The sequence below is a fragment of the Streptomyces rubiginosohelvolus genome, from assembly GCF_014649875.1.
In the GTDB taxonomy this organism is placed as follows: Bacteria; Actinomycetota; Actinomycetes; order Streptomycetales; family Streptomycetaceae; genus Streptomyces; species Streptomyces rubiginosohelvolus.
Genome location: NZ_BMTW01000014.1, coordinates 96,139 through 115,306, shown reverse-complemented (window position 1 = coordinate 115,306; position 19,168 = coordinate 96,139). Strand labels below are relative to the sequence as shown.

16 protein-coding genes are annotated in these 19,168 nt (G+C 73.0%); 9 read left to right on the top strand and 7 right to left on the bottom strand.

Annotation, left to right across the window (positions count from 1 at the left end; translation table 11 throughout):
- The 3 genes from IE134_RS26465 to rsmH are packed head-to-tail and all read right to left on the bottom strand — an operon-like array spanning position 1 to position 3,569.
- Entirely contained in the window at positions 1–1,986 is a 1,986-nt protein-coding gene (locus tag IE134_RS26465; RefSeq protein ID WP_030718946.1) for a peptidoglycan D,D-transpeptidase FtsI family protein, read from the bottom strand.
- A gap of 4 nt (positions 1,987–1,990) precedes the next feature.
- A complete protein-coding gene (gene ftsL / locus IE134_RS26460; RefSeq protein WP_030718944.1) occupies positions 1,991–2,566 on the bottom strand; it encodes a cell division protein FtsL in 576 nt (191 codons plus the stop codon).
- Positions 2,567–2,603: 37 nt separating this feature from the next.
- Positions 2,604–3,569 carry a 16S rRNA (cytosine(1402)-N(4))-methyltransferase RsmH gene (gene rsmH, locus IE134_RS26455; RefSeq protein ID WP_098019068.1) on the bottom strand — a complete coding sequence of 322 codons (966 nt, stop codon included), beginning with the start codon at positions 3,567–3,569 and terminating at the stop codon, positions 2,604–2,606.
- A gap of 427 nt (positions 3,570–3,996) precedes the next feature.
- On the opposite strand from rsmH, the gene IE134_RS26450 reads away from it, so the two are divergent.
- The 4 genes from IE134_RS26450 to IE134_RS26435 all read left to right on the top strand — a co-directional run bounded on the left by IE134_RS26450 (position 3,997) and on the right by IE134_RS26435 (position 9,637).
- Positions 3,997–4,560, top strand: coding sequence for a beta-class carbonic anhydrase (locus tag IE134_RS26450; RefSeq protein WP_030583443.1), 564 nt, complete (start codon positions 3,997–3,999; stop codon positions 4,558–4,560).
- 252 nt (positions 4,561–4,812) lie between these two features.
- Positions 4,813–5,856: an AAA family ATPase gene (locus IE134_RS26445; protein WP_010057880.1), complete on the top strand. Its 1,044-nt coding sequence runs from the start codon at positions 4,813–4,815 to the stop codon at positions 5,854–5,856.
- A complete protein-coding gene (locus tag IE134_RS26440) occupies positions 5,856–7,223 on the top strand; it encodes a DUF58 domain-containing protein (protein WP_030718936.1) in 1,368 nt (455 codons plus the stop codon). Before IE134_RS26445 ends, IE134_RS26440 begins: the two co-directional genes overlap by 1 nt.
- On the top strand, positions 7,220–9,637 hold the full coding sequence (locus IE134_RS26435; RefSeq protein ID WP_098895585.1) for a transglutaminase TgpA family protein: 2,418 nt from the start codon (positions 7,220–7,222) through the stop codon (positions 9,635–9,637). The genes IE134_RS26440 and IE134_RS26435 overlap by 4 nt, the downstream gene beginning before the upstream one ends.
- A gap of 258 nt (positions 9,638–9,895) precedes the next feature.
- Here IE134_RS26435 and IE134_RS26430 read toward each other — a convergent pair whose 3' ends face one another.
- The 3 genes from IE134_RS26430 to IE134_RS26420 all read right to left on the bottom strand — a co-directional run bounded on the left by IE134_RS26430 (position 9,896) and on the right by IE134_RS26420 (position 11,939).
- Positions 9,896–10,300, bottom strand: coding sequence for an SCO2097 family morphological protein (locus tag IE134_RS26430; protein WP_006123866.1), 405 nt, complete (start codon positions 10,298–10,300; stop codon positions 9,896–9,898).
- Positions 10,301–10,547: 247 nt separating this feature from the next.
- Entirely contained in the window at positions 10,548–11,306 is a 759-nt protein-coding gene (locus IE134_RS26425) for a methyltransferase (protein WP_010057876.1), read from the bottom strand.
- A 105-nt stretch (positions 11,307–11,411) separates the two neighbouring features.
- Positions 11,412–11,939 carry an SAV_6107 family HEPN domain-containing protein gene (locus tag IE134_RS26420; protein WP_089114882.1) on the bottom strand — a complete coding sequence of 176 codons (528 nt, stop codon included), beginning with the start codon at positions 11,937–11,939 and terminating at the stop codon, positions 11,412–11,414.
- Positions 11,940–12,104: 165 nt separating this feature from the next.
- Between IE134_RS26420 and IE134_RS26415 the strand changes: the two genes are divergently transcribed.
- The 5 genes from IE134_RS26415 (at position 12,105) to IE134_RS26395 (ending at position 18,202) form a co-directional block, all read left to right on the top strand.
- A complete protein-coding gene (locus IE134_RS26415; protein ID WP_098895581.1) occupies positions 12,105–12,950 on the top strand; it encodes an ATP-binding cassette domain-containing protein in 846 nt (281 codons plus the stop codon).
- Positions 12,922–15,009: a YhgE/Pip family protein gene (locus IE134_RS26410; protein ID WP_189431936.1), complete on the top strand. Its 2,088-nt coding sequence runs from the start codon at positions 12,922–12,924 to the stop codon at positions 15,007–15,009. The genes IE134_RS26415 and IE134_RS26410 overlap by 29 nt, the downstream gene beginning before the upstream one ends.
- A gap of 53 nt (positions 15,010–15,062) precedes the next feature.
- Positions 15,063–15,674 (top strand): TetR/AcrR family transcriptional regulator, encoded by a 612-nt coding sequence (locus IE134_RS26405; protein ID WP_006123872.1) that lies wholly within the window; start codon positions 15,063–15,065, stop codon positions 15,672–15,674.
- A gap of 364 nt (positions 15,675–16,038) precedes the next feature.
- The gene (locus IE134_RS26400; RefSeq protein WP_189431934.1) at positions 16,039–16,656 is read left to right on the top strand and encodes a DUF4126 domain-containing protein; all 618 of its coding nucleotides are present in this window, start codon (positions 16,039–16,041) and stop codon (positions 16,654–16,656) included.
- 31 nt (positions 16,657–16,687) lie between these two features.
- On the top strand, positions 16,688–18,202 hold the full coding sequence (locus IE134_RS26395; protein ID WP_189431932.1) for a phytoene desaturase family protein: 1,515 nt from the start codon (positions 16,688–16,690) through the stop codon (positions 18,200–18,202).
- 40 nt (positions 18,203–18,242) lie between these two features.
- Here the strand turns inward: IE134_RS26395 and IE134_RS26390 are convergent, their stop codons facing one another.
- On the bottom strand, positions 18,243–19,160 hold the full coding sequence (locus tag IE134_RS26390; protein ID WP_189431930.1) for a chromosomal replication initiator protein DnaA: 918 nt from the start codon (positions 19,158–19,160) through the stop codon (positions 18,243–18,245).
- Positions 19,161–19,168: the final 8 nt, after the last annotated feature.

The window sequence follows — 19,168 nt, the reverse complement described above, 5'->3', positions numbered from 1 at the left end:
TCACTCGCCGGGTTTGAAGGACACCGGCAGCCGGGGCGGCTTGCTGCCGGACGGTGGGGTCTGGAGCGTCTTGAGCGCGAACTCCATGACCTGCTTGTAGATCGGGCCGCAGATCTGGCCTCCGAAGTAGCTGCCCTTGGTGGGGTTCTGGATCGCGCAGTAGACGGTGACCTGCGGGTTGTCGGCGGGGGCGAAGCCGGCGAAGGAGGCGGTGTAGCCCTTGTAGACGCCGCGGACGGGGTCGACCCGGTTGGCGGTTCCGGTCTTGCCCGCGACCCGGTAGCCGGGGATGGCGGCCTTGGTTCCGGTCCCCTCGGTGTCGTCGACGACGGACTCCAGCATGGTCGCCAGGGTCTTGGCGGTCTTCTCGCTGACCACCCGGTTCTCCTCGGGGGCTTCGGCCGGGGTGAAGCGGTCGTCGGACCCCTTGGTTCCGCGTACGAGGGTGGGGGCGACCCGTACGCCTCCGTTGGCGACCGTGGAGTAGACCGAGGCGGCCTGGACGGCGTTGATGGAGAGGCCCTGGCCGAAGGGGATCGTGTACTGCTGCGAGGTCGACCAGTCCTTCGGGTGGGCCAGCAGGCCGGGCGATTCGCCGGGGTAGCCGAGCCCGGTCTTCTTGCCGAGGCCGAACTTCCGCAGGTAGTCGTAGAGCACCTTGTTCGACTCGGCCTGGCTCTTGCCGAGCTGACCGGTCGCCAGGATGGTCCCGATGTTGCTGGACTTGGCGAGGACCCCGTTGAGCGTGAGGTACCAGGTGGGGTGGTCGACGTCGTCCTTGAAGAGGCGGTCGCCCCGGTGCAGCCGGTTGGGGACGGTGACATGGGTGCCGGGCGTGGCGGCCCCCTCCTCCAGCACGGCCGCGATCGACATGACCTTGCTGGTGGAGCCGGGCTCGTACACGTCCTGGAGGGCCGCGTTGCCGAGCTGGGCCGAGGTGGCCTCGGAGAGGTCGTTGGGGTCGTAGCCGGGTGAGTTGGCCATGGCCAGCAGCTCGCCGGTCTTCGTGTTCTGCACGATGACGTAGCCCCGGTCGGCCTTGGACTTCTCGACCTGGTCGCTGATGGCCTTCTGCGCGGCCCACTGGATGTCGCGGTCGATGGTCAGCTCGATGTCGGAGCCGGGCACGGCCGGGATCTCGCTGCTGCCCGCGGTGGGGACCCGCCGGCCGCCCGCCTGGGCGTAGCGGATCTTGCCGTCCTCGCCCGCCAGCTCCTTGTTCAGCTGGGACTCCAGGCCGCCGCCGCCCTTGCCGTCGGCGCTGACGAAGCCCAGTATCCCGGCGGCGAGATCCCCGTTGGGGTAGACGCGCTTGGTGGTGGGCTCCTGGAGGACACCGCCCAGGACGTTGGCTCCGGGGCCGCCCTTCAGCTTGTCCTCGGACGCCTTCTCGGCGAAGACGGCCTTGAGGTCCTTGATCTGCTTCCAGACCTGGGGGGTCTGCCGGAAGGCGAGGACGGTGTAGCGGAGCTTGGGCTTCGAGAGCTTCTCGACCAGCTCGTCGACGTCCTTGCCGAGGATGGGGGCGAGCAGCGCCGCGGCCTGCTGCGGGGCGTCGGGGGCGTTGCTCTCCTCGGGTGTGAAGAGCTTGGGGTCGGCCGTGATGTTGTGCGCGTCGACGCTGGTGGCGAGCGCGACGCCGTTGCGGTCGGTGATCTCGCCGCGCTCGGCGGCGACGGTGTACTCCTGGTAGCGGTTCTTCTCGGCCTTGGCCGCGTACGCGCTGGCGTCGACGGCCTGGACCTGGAGCAGCCGGGCCACGAAGGCCAGCATGACCAGCGTCAGCCCGAGGCTGACGAGCCGGAGCCGGGGGCGCGGGCTGCCGAGGCGCAGGGAGCGGGGTGCGGTGCCGCGCCGGGTGCGCCCCGGGGCGGGGCGGGGGCGGCGGGCCGGTGGGCGCGCGCCGGAGCGGCCGGATCCGGATGCCCCGTTGCGGGGGCGGGCCGGTCCGGGTACGCGGCGGCGCGGCGGTTCCTTGGGCGGCACTGCGTCACCTGCCGGGGCTCGTCGGGGGCGGGCTGTTCTCCGCCGCGGGGGCGGCTGCGGGGTCGGGCGTGGTCGCGGATACGGAGGGCGACGGGGAGCCGGAGGCGCCGGCCGACGCGCCGAAGGCCGAGGGCCCGGCCGCCGGGGCATCGGGGTCCGGTGAGGCGCTGGGGCTCGGGGTGGGGCTGGGGCTCGGGCTGGGCGGCGGGGCGGTCGCCTCCGTGGGCTTGCCGCGGACCGTGCCGTCGGGGTTCAGGAAGGCGGGGCTGCCGCCGGGGACCATGCCCAGCTCCCGGGCGCGCTTCTCCAGGGCGTCGGGCTGGGACCGGCTGTCGACGTCGCGCTGGAGGGCCTGCTGCTCGTCGGTGAGCTCGGTGGTGTCCCGCTTCAGCTCGCTGAGCCGGAACGATCCCTCGTTGAGCGCGGAGTTCAGCAGGAGCAGGGTGATGAGTCCGCCGCCCAGGAGCAGGACGACCAGCAGGACGAAGGGGGTGCGGGCCGCGGTGCTGGGCCCGCTGGACGGCATCAGCCGGGCGAGCCGGGCGGCCCGCCCCTTCAGCGGTGCGGCCGGTTTGCTCACCCCGCGACTCCCCCGCTGCGGTGTCCGGCCCCGGTGCTCATCGCTCCTCCTCGCGGATGCGCTGGGCGCCGCGCAGCCGGGCGGGGGCGGCGCGCCGGTTCTCGGCGACCTCCTCCTCGGTGGGCAGCTCGGCGCCCCGGGTGAGCTGCTTCAGCCGGGGCTGGTAGCGCTCGGGGACGACGGGCAGTCCGGGGGGCGCGGTGTTGGCGGCGCCGGCCGCGAAGACCTGCTTGACCAGCCGGTCCTCCAGCGAGTGGTACGAGAGCACCGCGATGCGGCCGCCGACGGCGAGGCTGTCGACGGCGGCCGGAATGGCCCGCTCCAGGACGCTCAGCTCGCCGTTGACCTCGATGCGCAGGGCCTGGAAGGTCCGCTTGGCGGGGTTGCCGCCGGTGCGCTTGGCGGCCTGGGGCAGCGCGTCGCGGATCAGCTCGACGAGCCGGGCGCTGTTGCTGAACGGCTCCTTCTCGCGCTCGCGCACGACCGCGGAGACGATTCGCTTGGCCTGCTTCTCCTCGCCGTACGCGCGCAGGATCCGCACGAGCTCGCCGGGCGGGTAGGTGTTGAGCACCTCGGCGGCGCCCATCCCGGTGGACTGGTCCATGCGCATGTCGAGCGGGGCGTCCTGGGCGTAGGCGAAGCCGCGGTCGGCCTCGTCCAGCTGCATGGAGGAGACACCGAGGTCGAACAGGACGCCCTGGACCTTCGGGATTCCGAGCCGCGCGAGGACCTCGGGGAGTTCGTCGTAGACCGCGTGGACGAGGGTGGCCCGGTCGCCGAAGGGGGCGAGCCGTTCGCCGGAGAGGCGGAGCGCCTCCTTGTCGCGGTCCAGGGCGACCAGCCGGGCGGTGGGGAACGCGGCGAGCAGGGCCTCGCTGTGCCCGCCGAGGCCGAGGGTGCAGTCGACGACCACGGGCTGCGGGTGGGCCGGGTCCTGGAGAGCCGGGGCCAGCAGGTCCAGACACCTCTGGAGCATCACCGGGACGTGTCGGGTCTGGCTCAATGCGCCCTCTCAGGCTCTGTCCCGCGGCCGGCACGTACGTCCTGGTCCCCGCCCGCTCTGAAGGGGAGGCCCGCCGGCGCCGGGGAAGGGGCGTCGGCCGACCGAGAGCGGGAGAGGGCCGGGTCGCACGTACGCCGCACATCACGGGGGAAATACGGAATATGCAGGAGGTGCGGGGGGGTGCGATGGGGCAGTGGAGCGGGATTGCGGGTGTTGACTTCGCGTTACTTTAGTCCACCCTGCCATTCGATCGATTCGCGATCAACGAACCGCGCAGCGCGTCGCGCCACCCGACCGGATGCGGCGAACTCACCCGAACGGGTGCGTCCACGGGGGCCTGTGGGTTAGCTCACAACAAGCCGTGTTGACGTTCTTTGTCCGCTCTCACAGCCCGCCCGGGCCAGGTGGGAAGGCTAACGTCGTAGCCATGTCGACTTCTGCTCACTCCCCCGCCGAGTCCGTGACGTCCACCGCTGCGGCGGTCCGCGAGGGGGGCCAGGTCACCGACCGCCTCGTCGCGCTGAACTCCGAGTACGCGAAGGACTTCCGCGACCCGGGCATGGACGCGCGCCCCGTCCTCCAGGTCGCCGTGGTCGCCTGCATGGACGCCCGTCTCGACCTGCACGCCGCGCTCGGCCTGGAGCTCGGTGACTGTCACACCATCCGCAACGCGGGCGGTGTGGTCACCGAGGACGTGATCCGCTCGCTCACCATCAGCCAGCGGGCGCTCGGCACCCGCAGCGTGGTCCTCATCCACCACACCAACTGCGGTCTGGAGTCCCTCACCGAGGACTTCCGGCAGGACCTGGAGCGCGAGGTGGGCCAGCGTCCGGCCTGGGCCGTGGAGGCCTACACGGACGCCGACCAGGACGTGCGCCAGTCGATGCAGCGGGTGCGGACCTCGCCGTTCCTGCTGCACACCGACGACGTGCGCGGCTTCGTCTTCGACGTGACCACCGGTCTGCTGCGGGAGATCGACTCCGTTTCCTGAACGGATCCCCCGTCGCCTCCCGGCCCTCTGCTGCACCTCACGCACGCATCGCCGTGTCCCGCGGCGCCGGAATCGTGACAGACACTGCCTTTTCACACCCACTTATCCACAGGCGAGTGACACGAAGCGGTAACGGCAACAAGAATGCGGGTGTGACCTCCCCCGGGTCTTCCGGAGGGGTGTCCGATTTTCCGGGGTGGGCCGCGCGGGTACGCGCGACGGCCCCTGCGCAAAAGGGCCGAGGAGGGCCGGGTGACGACCTATGACGATCGAGCGAGCCTCACTGATCTGACCACCACCGCAGAGCGGGTGCGCAGGTCGGTGGAGGGTGTGATCGAGGGCAAGCCCGAGGTCGTACGGCTATCGCTGACCGTGCTGCTCGCCGAGGGGCATCTCCTCATCGAGGACGTCCCCGGGGTCGGCAAGACCATGCTGGCCAAGGCGCTGGCGCGGTCCATCGACTGTTCGGTGCGGCGGATCCAGTTCACGCCGGACCTGCTGCCCTCGGACATCACCGGCGTGTCGATCTTCGACCAGCAGCGACGGGACTTCGAGTTCAAGCCGGGCGCGATCTTCGCCCAGATCGTGATCGGCGACGAGATCAACCGCGCCTCGCCGAAGACCCAGTCGGCGCTGCTGGAGTCGATGGAGGAGCGCCAGGTCACCATCGACGGGCACACCTACGAGCTGCCCGACCCGTTCATGGTGGTGGCCACGCAGAACCCGGTCGAGATGGAGGGCACCTACCCGCTGCCCGAGGCCCAGCGCGACCGCTTCATGGCCCGGGTCTCCATCGGCTACCCGAGCCCGGAGGCCGAGCTCCAGATGCTCGATGTGCACGGGGGCCTCTCCCCGCTGGACGACCTCCAGCCGGTGGCCCACGCCCACGACATCGTGAAGCTGATCGACGCCGTCCGTACGGTGCATGTCGCCGACGCCGTGCGGCGTTACGCCGTGGAGCTCGTCGCGGCCACCCGCACCCACCCCGACCTCCGGCTCGGCGCCTCCCCGCGCGCGACGCTGCATCTGCTGCGCGCCGCGAAGGCGTCCGCCGCGCTCAGCGGGCGCGACTACGCCCTGCCGGACGACGTCCAGGCTCTGGCCACCCCGGTGCTCGCGCACCGGCTGCTGCCGACCGCCCAGGCCCAGCTGAACCGCCGCACGGCGGAGCAGGTGGTCGGGGAGATCATCCAGCGCATCCCCGTACCGACCTCGGCCGGCGGCACCGCGCCGCCCGCGCAGGAGCCGGGCCGCCCGCTGTACCACCAGCAGCAGCCCGGGTCACGGCGGCTGTGATGGCGGCCGGCGAGCCCGGCGCCGTGGAGGACGGCGGGCGGAAGGGCGGTCTCCGGACGGCCCTGGGCGGACTGACCACCCGGGGGCGCTCGTTCCTGGCCGCCGGTCTTGCCGCCGCCGTCTGCGCGTACGTCCTGGGCCAGGACGACCTGCTGCGGGTCGGGCTGCTGCTCGCCGTGCTGCCGCTGGTCTGTGTGACCGTGCTCTACCGCACCCGCTACCGGGTCACGGGCACCCGGCGCCTCTCACCGTCCCGAGTACCGGCGGGCGCGGAGGCCCGGGTGCATCTGCGGATGGAGAACGTCTCCCGGCTGCCCACCGGTCTGCTGATGCTCCAGGACCGCGTGCCGTACGTGCTGGGCCCGCGCCCCCGCTTCGTCCTGGACCGGGTGGAGTCGGGCGGCCGGCGCGAGGTGTCCTACCGGGTCCGCTCCGACCTGCGCGGCCGCTATCCGCTGGGCCCGTTGCAGCTGCGGCTCAGCGACCCCTTCGGGATGTGCGAGCTGACGCGTTCCTTCAGTGCGTACGACACCCTCGTCGTCATCCCGCGCACGGTGCCGCTGCCCGCGCTGCGGCTGGCGGGCGAGGCCTCCGGGTACGGCGACGGGCGGCAGCGCTCGCTGGCGCTCGCCGGTGAGGACGACATCATTCCGCGCGGCTACCGGCACGGCGACGATCTGCGCCGGGTCCACTGGCGCTCCACCGCGCGCCACGGCGAGCTGATGGTGCGCCGCGAGGAACAGCCGCAGCGGGCCAGATGCACGGTCCTGCTGGACACCCGGCAGATCGGTTACCAGGGCGCCGGCCCCGACTCGGCGTTCGAATGGGCGGTCTCGGGGGCGGCCTCCGCCCTCGTGCACATGCTGGAGCGCGGCTTCGCCGTCCGGCTCCTCACCGACGACGGGAACGCGGTGCCCGGCGAGGGGACCGACGGCTACGCGGGCTCGACCCAGGAGTCCGCGGACTCGGCGGGACTGATGCTCGACACGCTCGCCGTCGTCGGCCACTCCGACGGCGGGGGCCTCAGCCGCGCCCATGACGTGCTGCGCGGTGGCAACGAGGGGCTGCTCATCGCCTTCTTCGGCGATCTGGACGAGGAGCAGACCGCGGTCGCGGCCCGGATGCGGCAGCGCGCGGGCGCCGGGGTCGCGTTCGTCCTGGACAGCGCTGCCTGGGCAGGCGACGAGAGCGCGGCGGACGCGGCCGACGACCGGCTGCGACGGTTGCGCGAATCCGGCTGGACGGCGGTGCCGGTGGAGCCGGGTGACGAGCTGCCCGAGCTGTGGCAGCTGGCCGGCGGGATGCGTACGGACACACCATCCGCCCCGAGCGGCGGCCCGAACGGTTTCCCGGGGGGATGGTCATGAGCGGACGGGCCAGGCTGGCGCTGAGCGCCTATGCGGCGACACTGCTCGCCGCGGGGGCGCTGATCCCGCTGGTGGAGGGGGTCGGCTGGCTGGTGCAGGCGGCGGTGCTGCTCGGCGTGCAGAGCGGGGTGGGCGCCCTGGCGCGCCGGGTGCCGCTGGCCCGGACGCTGACCGTCGCCGCCCAGGCGCTGGTCACCCTGGTGCTGCTGACGCTGGTGTTCGCGCGGGACCACGCCCTGCTGGGGGTCCTGCCGGGACCGCAGGCCGTCATGCGGCTCGGTGAGCTGCTGGTGGCGGGCGGCGAGGACGTCGGTACGTACTCCACCCCGGCCCCGCTGACCGACGGCATCAAGCTGATGGTGGTCGGCGGGGTGATCCTGATCGGTCTCGTCGTGGACGCCATGGCGGTGACCTTCCGCAGCGCGGCCCCGGCCGGGCTGCCGCTCCTCGCCCTGTATTCGGTCGCGGCCGGCCTCTCCGACGGCGGGGCGGGCTGGGTGTGGTTCCTGCTGGCCGCCTCCGGCTATCTGCTGCTCCTGCTGGCCGAGGGCCGGGACCGGTTCTCCCAGTGGGGCCGTGTCTTCGGCGGGGCCTCGCGGACCAAGGGCGGTCTGACCGACGGACTGTCCGGGGTGAGCGGCGGGTCCTCCCCCGTCCGCACCGGGCGGCGGATCGGCGTGCTGGCGCTCGGTATCGCCCTGGTGGCCCCCCTCGCCCTGCCCGCGCTGGACAGCGGCCTGCTCGGCGGCAACGGCCCGGGGAACGGCAAGGGCAGCGGCGGCGGCACCATCTCCGCGGTGAATCCGCTGGTCTCGCTCCAGAACAACCTCAACCAGCCGGAGAACCGGGAGGTGATGACGTACCGCAGCAACATCGAGAACCCGCAGAACCTCTATCTCCGGATCCTGGCCCTGGACGAGTTCAACGGCAGCGAGTGGCGCTCCTCCACCCGGCGGCTGACGGACGTGCCCGACCGCCTTCCCCAGCCCACCGGGCTCGGCGCGGACGTCTCGGTCACGGAGGTCCGGACGAACATCTCCGCCTCGCGCTCCTACCAGCAGACGTATCTGCCGCTCCCCTACCCGGCGAGCGAGGTCCGCGTCGGCGGCCGCTGGCGGTACGAACCCGAGGGCCGCACCCTGGTCGGCGACGACGGGCAGACCACGCGCGGCGCGCAGTACGAGGTCGGCAGTCTGGTCGTCGAGCCCACGGCGGAGCAGCTCGCGGCCTCGGGTCCGCCGCCCGAGGAGCTGCGCCGCGAGTACACCCAGCTCCCCGGCTCGCTTCCGGAGGTGGTCGCCGAGACCGCCGCGCAGGTGACGGAGGGCTCGGCCAACGCCTACGAGCGGGCCGTGAAGCTCCAGGACTGGTTCGCCTCCGAGGGCGGCTTCACCTACGACACGACGGTCACCTCGGGCACGGGGTCGTCCGCCATCGCCCGGTTCCTCCGTGACAAGGAGGGCTTCTGCGTCCACTTCTCGTTCTCGATGGCCGCGATGGCCCGGACGCTGGGCATCCCGGCCCGGGTCGCGGTGGGCTTCACCCCGGGCACCATGAAGTCGGACGGGGCGATCTCGGTCGGGCTGCGCGACGCGCACGCCTGGCCCGAGCTGTATTTCGAGGGCGTCGGGTGGACCCGGTTCGAGCCCACCCCGAGCCGGGGCAGCACCCCCTCGTGGACCCGGCCCGAGGTCCCCACGGACACCGCGAGCGACGCGGCCGAGCCCTCCGCGGACACCTCCACCGAACCGTCCGCCCTCCCCTCCGCCGACGACAGCTGCCCGCCGCAGCTGCGCCAGGAAGGCGGGTGCGGACCCTCGCAGGCGGCGGGGGCGGCGGCGCCGACCGACCGGGGCACCCCGCTCGGGACGGTGCTGCTGGTGGTTCTCGCGGCGGTCCTGGTCCTGGTGCTGCCGTTGTCACCGCTGTTGTGGCGGAGCCGGACGAGAAACCGCCGGCTGGGCTCCGGGGGCCGGACGCCCGCCGACGCCGCGGCGCGGACGCTGGCCGCCTGGCGGGAGATCACCGACACGGCGTGGGACCACGGCATCGCTCCGGACGACTCGCTGACGCCCCGGAAGGCGGCGGCCCGGATCGTGCGGCTGGGCCGGCTCGACACCACCGCCGCCGAGGCGGTGCACCGGATCGCGGGCTCGGTGGAGCAGGTGCTGTACGCCCCCGAGCCGCGCCCGGCGGCCGGCCTGGCCGAGGACGCGTCGGCGGTGCGGGCGGGTCTGCGGGGATCGGCGGGCCGTGGCACCCGGCTGCGGGCAACGCTTCTGCCCCGCTCGTCCGTCCGGGTGGTGTGGGCCGTCGCCGACCGCCGGACGGCGCTCGCTGAGCGGTGGGCGGGCCGGGCGGGAGCCGGTCGCTGGACGGCCCGGCTGCGCCGCCTCACACGCCAGCACGGCTGAGGCGGGCAGGGGCCTCGCCCGGTAGAGCCTTTGGTCCGGACACCGTCAACGGGTTTCCGGGCCGGGGGCTCTCTGCTCCACCGGAGGCCCGTCGGGTCCAGCTCGGCTCTGCCGCGCGGGCGTGGGCCGTCTACCGCCCGGGGCGCCGTCCGGCAACGGCTGAGGGGCGGCCGCGAAAATGCGGCCGCCCCTCACCCATCGGTGTCCTGCGTCGTACCATCGCCCGGCCCTGCGCGGGAAGAACAGGGCCGATGCGTACTACTGGCCCTGTTCGTCGCGGCGGCGCTGCCACCGCTGCTCGATGCGGTTCATCATCGACCGGCGTTGTCTCGGTCGGCGGCGTGCGCCGCTGTCCCCGCCACCTGCGGCGGCCGGCTGCTGTTCACCGGGCTTGGGCGCCTTGCGCCAACCGGTGACCGCGAGCACGGCGCAGCCGAGCATGACGAGGAACCCCACCACGCTGATCCAGATCTGCTGGGCGACCATTCCGGCCATGAGGAGCGCGATACCCACCAGGAAGCCTGCGACCGCCTGATAGACCCTTTTACGGGTGTACGTACGCAGCCCGCTTCCCTCGAGCGCTGTCGCGAACTTGGGATCTTCGGCGTACAGCGCTCGCTCCATCTGCTCGAGCATGCGCTGCTCGTGCTCCGAGAGCGGCACGGGATCCTCCTCGTCGTCGGCCGCGGGGGCGACCGGTATGCGGCCCTTCCAGGATAGGCAGGGATTCGCCCCCGTGAAACCCGCCCTCTAGCGTTCAGCCAGTCCGGACCGCTATGTCGGCTCGGCTGCTGAGGCGTAGATTCCCCGACGACCGATCCGCCATGCCGGATGGTGTCACCCGATCATACGGGGCTTACGCCCTGTACGGGGGTCCTGAGTCCCAGTCCGTGCGCAGCTTCGTTGCTGATCAGTGGCGCTTCTCGCCCAGAACGTGCAGCTGGGTGGCGACCGAGTGAAACGCGGGCTGCTCGGCGGCGGCCGCTTCGAGCTTGAGGAGCGCTTCCACGGCGCCGGGCTCGGTGTCCACCAGGACGCCCGGCACGAGGTCGGCGAAGACCCGGACGCCGTGCACCGCGGTGATCTCCATCCCGGCATCGGAGACCAGGTCGGAGAGCTGCTCGGCGGTGAACCTGCGCGGCACCGGGTCGCCCTCGCCCCAGCGGCCGGCCGGGTCGGTGAGCGCCTGCCGGGCCTCGGTGAAGTGTCCGGCGAGCGCGCGGGCCAGAACGGCTCCGCCGAGGCCGGCGGCGAGCAGGCTGAGCGCGCCGGAGGGCCGCAGCGCCTCGACCGCGTTGCGTACGCCCTCGGCGGGCTCGTCGACGTACTCCAGGACGCCGTGGCAGAGCACCGCGTCGAAACCGTCGCGCTCCACGACGTCGAACAGGCCGAGGATGTCGCCCTGGACTCCCCGGACCCGGTCGGCGACCCCGGCCTCGGCCGCGCGGCGCTCCAGCGCGAAGAGGGCGTTGGGGCTGGGGTCGACGACGGTGACCCGGTGGCCGAGCTTGGCCGCGGGCACGGCGAAGTTGCCGGTGCCGCCGCCGGTGTCCAGAACATCCAGGGCATCCCTGCCGGTCGCCTTGACCTGACGGTCCAGGGCCTCCTTGAGGACCTCCCAGACCACGGCGGTACGGAGAGAGGCGCGGGGGCGCGGCTGGTCCGACACGGCAGATGTCTCCTCGGCACGATGCCGCCGGGGACGGCGGAGCGTGAACAGTGCGGGTGGCGATGTGAGTGGTCACCACCCTATTGCCTCGCCCCGCCGTCGAGGTCACCCGCCGCCCGGCGACTCCTGCCGGGGTTGCGGGAGGACCGGCTGGAGCACGAGGAGCCGTTCCACCAGGCGCAGGAACATGGCCGCGTCGCGCAGCAGGTCGTCGGCGTCGCGTCCGCTCGCTGCTCCCGGCATGCCCGCCTCGGCACGGGCCCGGCGCTCGGCGCCGGAGGCGAAGAGGTCGCTCCACTCGGTCAGTTCGGGAGCTATCTCCGGGAGGACTTCCCAGGCGCTGCGGATGCGGTCGCGGTGGCGCTTGTTCGTCTCGGGGCGGCCGCGGGCGGCCAGCACGGCCGCCGCGGTGCGCAGGGCGGCGAGGTGGGCGGTGGCGTACCGCTCGTTGGGCTCGGGGAGCCCGGCGGCCTCGTCGAGGCCGGAACGGGCCTTGGCGAGCAGGTCGAGTGCGGCCGGCGGCGCCGAGGCCCGGCGCAGCACGGGATGGACATCGCTGGAGGCGCCGGTCAGTGAGGGGGCAGGGCTGACTGCGCGGCGCCGCGGTGCGGCTGCTGCGGACGAGCTGGCCATGACGAACCTCCTGTCGTCGTGTGACGGCTCCGTGGCCGTCTGTGTCCATGGTGGCGGCCACCACTGACAATCGGCCGTGTACCCGCTTTGAGCAGCGACTTTGCTTTCGGGCGCATGCTCGGGCTACCTTTTGAACTGACTGGTCAGTTCAAAAGGGGAGGGTCTGTGGAGAGCCCGCACGGCGCGGCTGTGAGCGCCGAGGACTTCGGACTGGAAGGACCGCGCGGCAGGGTCTTCCGGAACGTGACGTTCAGTGCCGAGCCGGGGGAACTGGTGGCCATCGAGGGCCCGTCGGGGTCGGGCCGCACCTGCCTGCTGCTCGCCCTGACCGGCCGGATGCGCACCACGGAGGGCCGTGCGGAGACCGGCGGGCTGCACCTGCCGAAGCAGGCCGCCGCGGTCCGCAGGATCGCCGCCCTGGGTCCGGTGCCGGGCGTCAGTGAGCTGGACCCCGCCTTCACCGTCGCCGAGCACCTGGGCGAACGCGCCCTGCTCCAGGGCCGCTACGGCTCCCCCCTGCGCGCCCTGCTGCGCCCGCGCACCGAGCGCCGGGCCGCCGCCGAGGCCCGGGTGGACGAGGCCCTGGAGGCCGCGGGGTTCGACCCCGCCACCCTGCCGAAGTCGGGGCGCACCTCCGTACGCGACCTGGAGCGTCTTGAGGCGCTGCGGCTGTCCGTCGCGCTGGCGCTGATCGGCAGGCCCCGGCTGCTGGCCGTCGACGACACCGACCTCAAGCTCTCGGACGCCGAACGCGAGCAGGCCTGGGCGCTGCTGCGCTCCGTGGCCGACGCCGGGACGACGGTGCTCGCCGTGTGCAGCGAGGCCCCCGGGAACACCCAGGTCGTGCGCACCGCACCGGCCGGCGGAGAGGCCGGCGCCGAAGAACCGGCCACCGCACCGGCCGACGACGAAGCCGGCGTCCGAGAACCGGCCACCGAAGAGCCCGCCGCCGAGGGACCCACCACCGAAGAGGAGACGGCCGATGCGTTCGCCGAAGCTCGCCGCGCTTGAGCTGAAGCGGTTCGGCCGGGGCAAGCTGCCGGCCGCCGCGCTCGTCGCCCTGCTGCTCCTGCCGCTGCTCTACGGCGCCCTGTACCTGTGCTCGTTCTGGGACCCGTACGGCAAGCTCGACAAGCTGCCCGTCGCCCTCGTCAACAACGACAAGGGGGCCTCCAGCGGCGGCAAGCGGATCACCGCCGGGGACGAGATCAGTGAGAAGCTGCTCGACTCCAAGGTCTTCGCCTGGCACGAGGTCGGCTCCGCCGAGGCCGAGAAGGGCGTCGAGGAGGGCACGTACTACCTCTCGCTGACGATGCCGTCGGACTTCAGCGAGAAGATCGCGTCCAGCGGCGGGGACTCCCCCGAGACCGGCGCGCTCCAGGTGCGGACGAACGACGCCAACAACTACATCGTCGGGCAGATCTCGAAGACGGTCTTCGGCGAGGTGCGCAACGCCGCCTCCACGAACGCCTCCCGGGGTTTCCTGGACCGCATCTTCATCAACTTCTCCGATCTGCACGACAAGACCGCCGAGGCGGCCAAGGGCGCCGACGACCTCAAGGGCGGCATCTCGAAGGCCAAGCAGGGCTCCAAGGACCTCGCGGACGGCCTCAAGGACTCCAAGGCGGGCAGCAAGAAGCTCTCCGACGGGATCGTGAAGCTGAACCAGGGCTCGCGCGACCTCGCGACCGGGTCCCAGCAGGTCGCCGGAGGCACCCAGGTCCTGGCCGACAAGGTCAACGGGATCGCCGGTGACGTACGCCCGTTCTTCAAGGACAACGGGAAGTCCATCCAGGACACCGCCCGGCTGGTCGCCGACACCTCGGGCGCCGTACGGCACAACCTCGACGTGCTGGTGAAGTCCGCGCCCGCCGCGGCGTCCGGCGCCAGGAAGGCCGCCGACGAGCTGGCCGAGATCCACCGGACCCAGTGCGAGGAGGCCGAGGAGCCCGACGCCACGGCCTGCCCGCCGCTGGAGCGCGCCGAGGCCGCGGCCGAGGACGCCGCGAAGATCGCCGCCGATGTGAACACCCTGGTCGCCAATCAGAACGGCGATCTGAAGAAGCTGAGCAACCAGCTGGCCACCTTCCAGAAGCAGGCCGAGGCGCTCGCCAAGCGCGCCCCGACGCTCGACGACGACCTGGCGACGGCCGTGGGCAAGGTCAACGAGCTCAACTCCGGGGCCAAGAAGGTCGCCAAGGGCGCGCAGGCGCTGCACACGGGCCTCGGCACCGCGCAGACCGGCTCCAGCAACCTGGACACCGGCGTCGGCAAGCTGAAGACCGGCGCGGAGAACCTGGACGGCGGGCTCTTCCGGCTCGGCGACGGCTCGGCCGAGCTGGCGCAGGGCCTCAACGACGGCGTGGAGAAGATCCCGGACTACGACAAGAAGGACCGCGACGCGCGGACCGACGTCATGGCCGACCCCGTCCAGCTGGCCTCCAAGTCGCTGCACGAGGCCCCCAACTACGGCACCGGCTTCGCCCCGTACTTCATCCCGCTGTCCCTGTGGGTCGGCGCGATGGTGGCGTACATGCTGATCCAGCCGATGAACCGGCGGGCGCTCGCCGCCGGGGCCTCCTCGTGGCGGATCGCGTTCGCCGGCTGGCTCCCGGTCGCCGCCATCGGTACGGCCCAGGTCGGCGCCCTGATGGCCGTCCTCCACTGGGGCCTCGGTCTCCAGATGGCCCACGCGGCCGGAACGATCGGCTTCCTGGCCCTGGTGACCTGCTGCTTCGCCGCGATCGTGCAGTGGCTGAACGCCTGCTTCGGGGCGGCCGGGCGGATCCTGGTGCTGGTGGTGCTGATGCTCCAGCTGACCTCGGCCGGGGGCACCTACCCCGTCCAGACGAGCCCCGGATTCTTCGGCGCGATCCACCCTTACCTCCCCATGACGTACGTCGTCGAGGGGCTGCGCAGGCTGATCACGGGCGGTCCGCTCACCCCGGTCTGGCTGGGCTGCGCGGTGCTGGCTGCCTTCACGGTCGGCGCGCTCGCCCTGACCGCGTTCACCGCCCGCCGCAAGCAGGTGTGGAGCCTGAGCCGGCTGCACCCGGAGCTGAGCCTGTGAGCGCGCCCGCGGTCGCGTCCCCGGGTTCGCCCGGGCCTGGAAGAATCGGCCCCATGGAAAGCAGTGGCACCACGCGCCGCCAGGCCACCCGGCAGAGGCTCTACGAGGCGGCGGTGACGCTCATCGCCGAGAAGGGCTTCTCGGCGACCACGGTCGACGAGATCGCCGAGCGGGCCGGGGTCGCCAAGGGCACGGTCTATTACAACTTCAAGAGCAAGACCGAGCTGTTCGAGGAGCTGCTCCGGCACGGCGTGGGACTGCTCACCGCCTCGCTGCGGGCCGCCGCCGAGGAGTCCGAGGAGCGGGGCGGCACCCGGGTCGAGGCGCTGGACGCGATGATCCGGGCCGGGCTCGCCTTCATCGACCGCTACCCGGCCTTCACCCAGCTGTACGTGGCCGAGCTCTGGCGCACCAACCGCGCCTGGCAGTCCACGCTGCTGGTGGTGCGTCAGGAGGCCGTGGCGGTCGTCGAGGGCGTCCTGCGCGACGCGGTGCGCAGCGGTGAGCTGAGCGAGGAGATCGACATCCCGCTGACGGCGGCCGCGCTGGTCGGGATGGTGCTGGTGGCGGCGCTGGACTGGCAGGCGTTCCAGCCGGAGCGCTCGATCGACGAGGTCCACTCGGCGCTGTCCCTGCTGCTGCACGGGCGGGTCAGCGGGCACTGAGGCCGCAACTCCCGCGAAGGCGCCGGGAAAGCCGAAGACGCCGGCCGATGAGGTTCGCATCCCCCGCGAACATCATCGGACCGGCGTCTTCCGTGCATCCGGAAACCCGTTCCCCGTGACCCCGTATGTCCCCCGTGGCCCCCGGGCTCCGTCGCGCACCCCCGTTGCGTCGGGGGAACCGCACCGTTCCGCCGCCCCGTGCCGGCGGTCCTGGCGCAGCGCCCCTTCCGTGGTCATCACTCTGCCGTCCCCGCAGGTCGGGGCCTATCCGCGCAGGTACTCATCTGTGCGCCTAGGTACGGATACTCAGGGCTGCGCCCGCGACCTCACCCGGCTCCGGCAGGGGGTCGTTACGATCGCCTGCGTGTCTGTCATCCCTCTCGTGTTCACCAGCGGCTGGGCGAGCGGGGTCAACGCGTACGCGGTGGTCCTGCTGCTCGGCCTGTTCGGCGCGACCGGCGTCTCCGACGAGGTGCCCGCCGCACTCCAGCGCACCGACGTCCTGATCGTGGCCGGTGTGCTGTTCCTCTGCGAGGCGATCGCGGACAAGATCCCCTACGTGGACTCGGTCTGGGACACCGCGCACACCGTGATCCGGCCGGTCGCCGGGGCGGTGGTGGCCGCGCTGCTGGCCGGGGAGAGCGGATCGCTGCCGGAGCTGGCGGCCGGGGCGATCGGCGGGTCCACGGCGCTGATGAGCCATCTGGTGAAGGCCGGTACGCGGATGGCCGTCAACACCTCCCCGGAGCCCTTCAGCAACGTCGGGATGAGCATCGCCGAGGACCTCGGGGTCGCGGGGGTCATCACCTTCGCGATATTCAATCCGATCGCCGCCGCTGTGATCGCGGCCGTGCTGCTGGTGCTCGGGATCGTCACCGTGTTCTTCCTGGCCTCCCGGATCCGCCGCTTCCTGCGCCGCCGGGCCCAGCGGCGCGAGGAGAAACGGCTGGCCGGGACGGGTGGGCACTGGCCTCCCGGCTGAGCTGTCGGCGCCGGTCGATAAAGTCACCGGCATGGCACGCATTGCGGTGATCGGCGCCGGGACGGGCGCGATGGCGGCGGCCGCCCGGCTGGCCGTCGCGGGCGAGAAGGTGACGGTCTACGAGCGGTCCGCGAGCTACGGCGGCTCGCTCGGCCGCCATGAGCACGAGGGCTTCGTCTTCGACACCGGGCCGGGGCTGCTGCACCTGCCCGCCGTCCAGCGGGACCTCTTCGTGAAGACCGGCAAGGAGTCGCTGGAGCAGTCCGTGACGCTGGCCCAGGTCGATCCGGCGAGCCGCCATCTCTTCGCGGACGGCACCGCGGTGTCCCTGCCCAACGCCTCCCGGGCCGGGGTGGCCGCCGCTCTGGACGGGGCGCTGGGCGCGGGTTCCGGGGCGCGCTGGAGCGACTTCATGGACCGGGCCCGGGACGCCTGGGACCGCTCCCGGCGGCCGCTGCTGGAGGAGCCGCTGCGCGCGGACCACCAGGTGCTGGGGCGCGATCCGTATCCGGCGGTGCGGCAGCGGCGGCTGCTGCGCCCGGCCCGGCAGGCGGCCACGGTCGCGGAGATCGGCGCGTGGGAGCTGGCGGACCCGCGCCTGGCGGCCCTGCTCGACGGGTATGCGCTCGCCCACGGCCTCGACCCGCGCACCGCCCCCGCGAGCGCCGCGCTGCTGCCGTACATGGAGCAGACCTTCGGCAGCTGGTACGTGATGGGCGGGATGCGGGAGCTGGCCCGCGCGGTGTACGAGCGGTGCGTGGCCCGCCGGGTGGAGTTCGTCTTCGGGGCCGAGGTGGTCCGGGTCGTCGAGAAGGACGGCCGGGCGGCGGGCGTGGAGCTGGCGGGCGGCGAGGTGGCCGAGGCCGACCGGGTGGTGCTCGGGGTCCGGCCGCGTCCGGGTCTGGTGCCGGGTCAGCAGGTGGGGGGCGCGGGCGATGTGCCGGTCCGGGCGAGCTCGGGTGCGGGCGCGGCGGGCCGGTTCACGGTGCTGCTGTCGCTGCGCGGGGCCCGGGAGGCGGACGCGGTGCACCGGACCGTGGTGCACAGCGCGCAGGGGGCGGCGGAGCAGGAGGCGGTGTTCGCGGGCCGGGTCGCCGGCCACCCCACGGTGACGGTGCTGCGCCCCGACGATCCGGCGACCCGCCCGGACGCGGAGCACGAGGCGGTGACGCTCACCGCGACGGTGGCTCCGCAGGGTCCGGTCGACTGGCGGGACGCGGAGGTGCGGCAGCGGTTCGCGGACGTCCTGGTGGAGCGGGCGGGCGCGGCCGTTCCCGGGCTGCGGGAGCGGATCCTGCACACGGAGATCCGTACGCCGGCGGAGACCGAGGCGGAGACGGGGGCCGAGGGCGGTGCGGTGCCGCCGCCCGCGCTGGCCGGGGCGGACGGCGGGTATCTGCACCCGGGCAACCTGACCCGGCTGCCGGGGCTGTATCTCGCGGGCGGCTGGGCGCATCCGGGCGGCGGTCTCCCGCACGCCGGGATGTCGGGGACGCTGGTGGCCGGGCTCGTGGTGGAGGGCGACGGCTTCCGCGGCTCCCGCTGAGCGGCCCGGCAGCCGGGGCGCGGCCCCGGCAGGGGCGCGCTCAGTAGCGGTACTGCTCGTTCTGGCCGGTGTCGTAGCCGTTGCCGTACGCGGTGGGCTGCTCCGGTGGCATCGGGGGGTACTGCTCGGCGTCGCGCTGCTGGGGGACCCAGACGCCGCCGGGCGGGGTGTCCGTGGCGTACGCCCCCGTGCCGTACGTGTCCTGGCCGTAGCTCTGGGCGTAGGGGTCGGCGTAGCTCTGCTGCCCGCCCTGGCTGTCGTAGCCGTCGCCGTTGCCGTAGGCGTCGTAGCCGTAGGAGGGGGCCTGGTTGGTGGTGCCGATGTACGGGTCGGAGTAGGCGGCGTAGCTCTGTTCGCCGGTGCCGTAGTCGTAGGTTCCGGCGTAGGGGTCCTGGGCCTGCGGCTGGCCGTAGCCGGTGTACGGGTCGTACGCGGCGTACTGCGGCTGGGCCGAGGGGTCGGCGTCGTGGCCCTGGTCCTGGTGGGCGTGGCCGTTCGTGTCGTAGCCGGTGTCCCCGTACACGCCGTACTGGCCGGTGTCGTCGGGGAGCGGCTCCGTCGCGTAGACGGACGGTGCGGGCGGGGGCCGGTCGTATCCGGCGGGGGCGTCCGGCTCCGCGACCTCCAGGTCCGAGACCTGCAGCGTCGGTTCCTTCACCGCCGCGCCCTCGCCGCCGCTCTTGCGCCGACGGCTCTCCCCCGGGCTGCCGCCTATGGCCCAGCCGGTGGAGAAGCCCCGCCGGAAGGACAGCGTCACAAAGGTCTGGCCGGTGGCGAAGGCGAGCGTCCCGACGATGATGACCGGGACGGAGGCCAGCAGCACCCCGACCACCACGCCGAGAAAGCCGCCGAAGGCGAGCAGCCGCCAGCGCAGTCGTGCCTTGTACTGCAGCAGCACCTCGCCGAGCAGCCACAGTGCCACCAGACCGAATGCGATGTAGAGGACCGTCCAGCCCACGCCCGCCC

Excerpts from the sequence above, each read along its gene's own strand:
- IE134_RS26450 (WP_030583443.1), top strand. The coding sequence starts at position 3,997 with ATGTCGACTTCTGCTCACTCCCCCGCCGAGTCCGTGACGTCCACCGCT.
- IE134_RS26440 (WP_030718936.1), top strand. The coding sequence starts at position 5,856 with ATGGCGGCCGGCGAGCCCGGCGCCGTGGAGGACGGCGGGCGGAAGGGC.
- IE134_RS26435 (WP_098895585.1), top strand. The coding sequence starts at position 7,220 with ATGAGCGGACGGGCCAGGCTGGCGCTGAGCGCCTATGCGGCGACACTG.
- IE134_RS26420 (WP_089114882.1), bottom strand. The coding sequence starts at position 11,939 with ATGGCCAGCTCGTCCGCAGCAGCCGCACCGCGGCGCCGCGCAGTCAGC.
- IE134_RS26410 (WP_189431936.1), top strand. The coding sequence starts at position 12,922 with ATGCGTTCGCCGAAGCTCGCCGCGCTTGAGCTGAAGCGGTTCGGCCGG.
- IE134_RS26405 (WP_006123872.1), top strand. The coding sequence starts at position 15,063 with ATGGAAAGCAGTGGCACCACGCGCCGCCAGGCCACCCGGCAGAGGCTC.
- IE134_RS26395 (WP_189431932.1), top strand. The coding sequence starts at position 16,688 with ATGGCACGCATTGCGGTGATCGGCGCCGGGACGGGCGCGATGGCGGCG.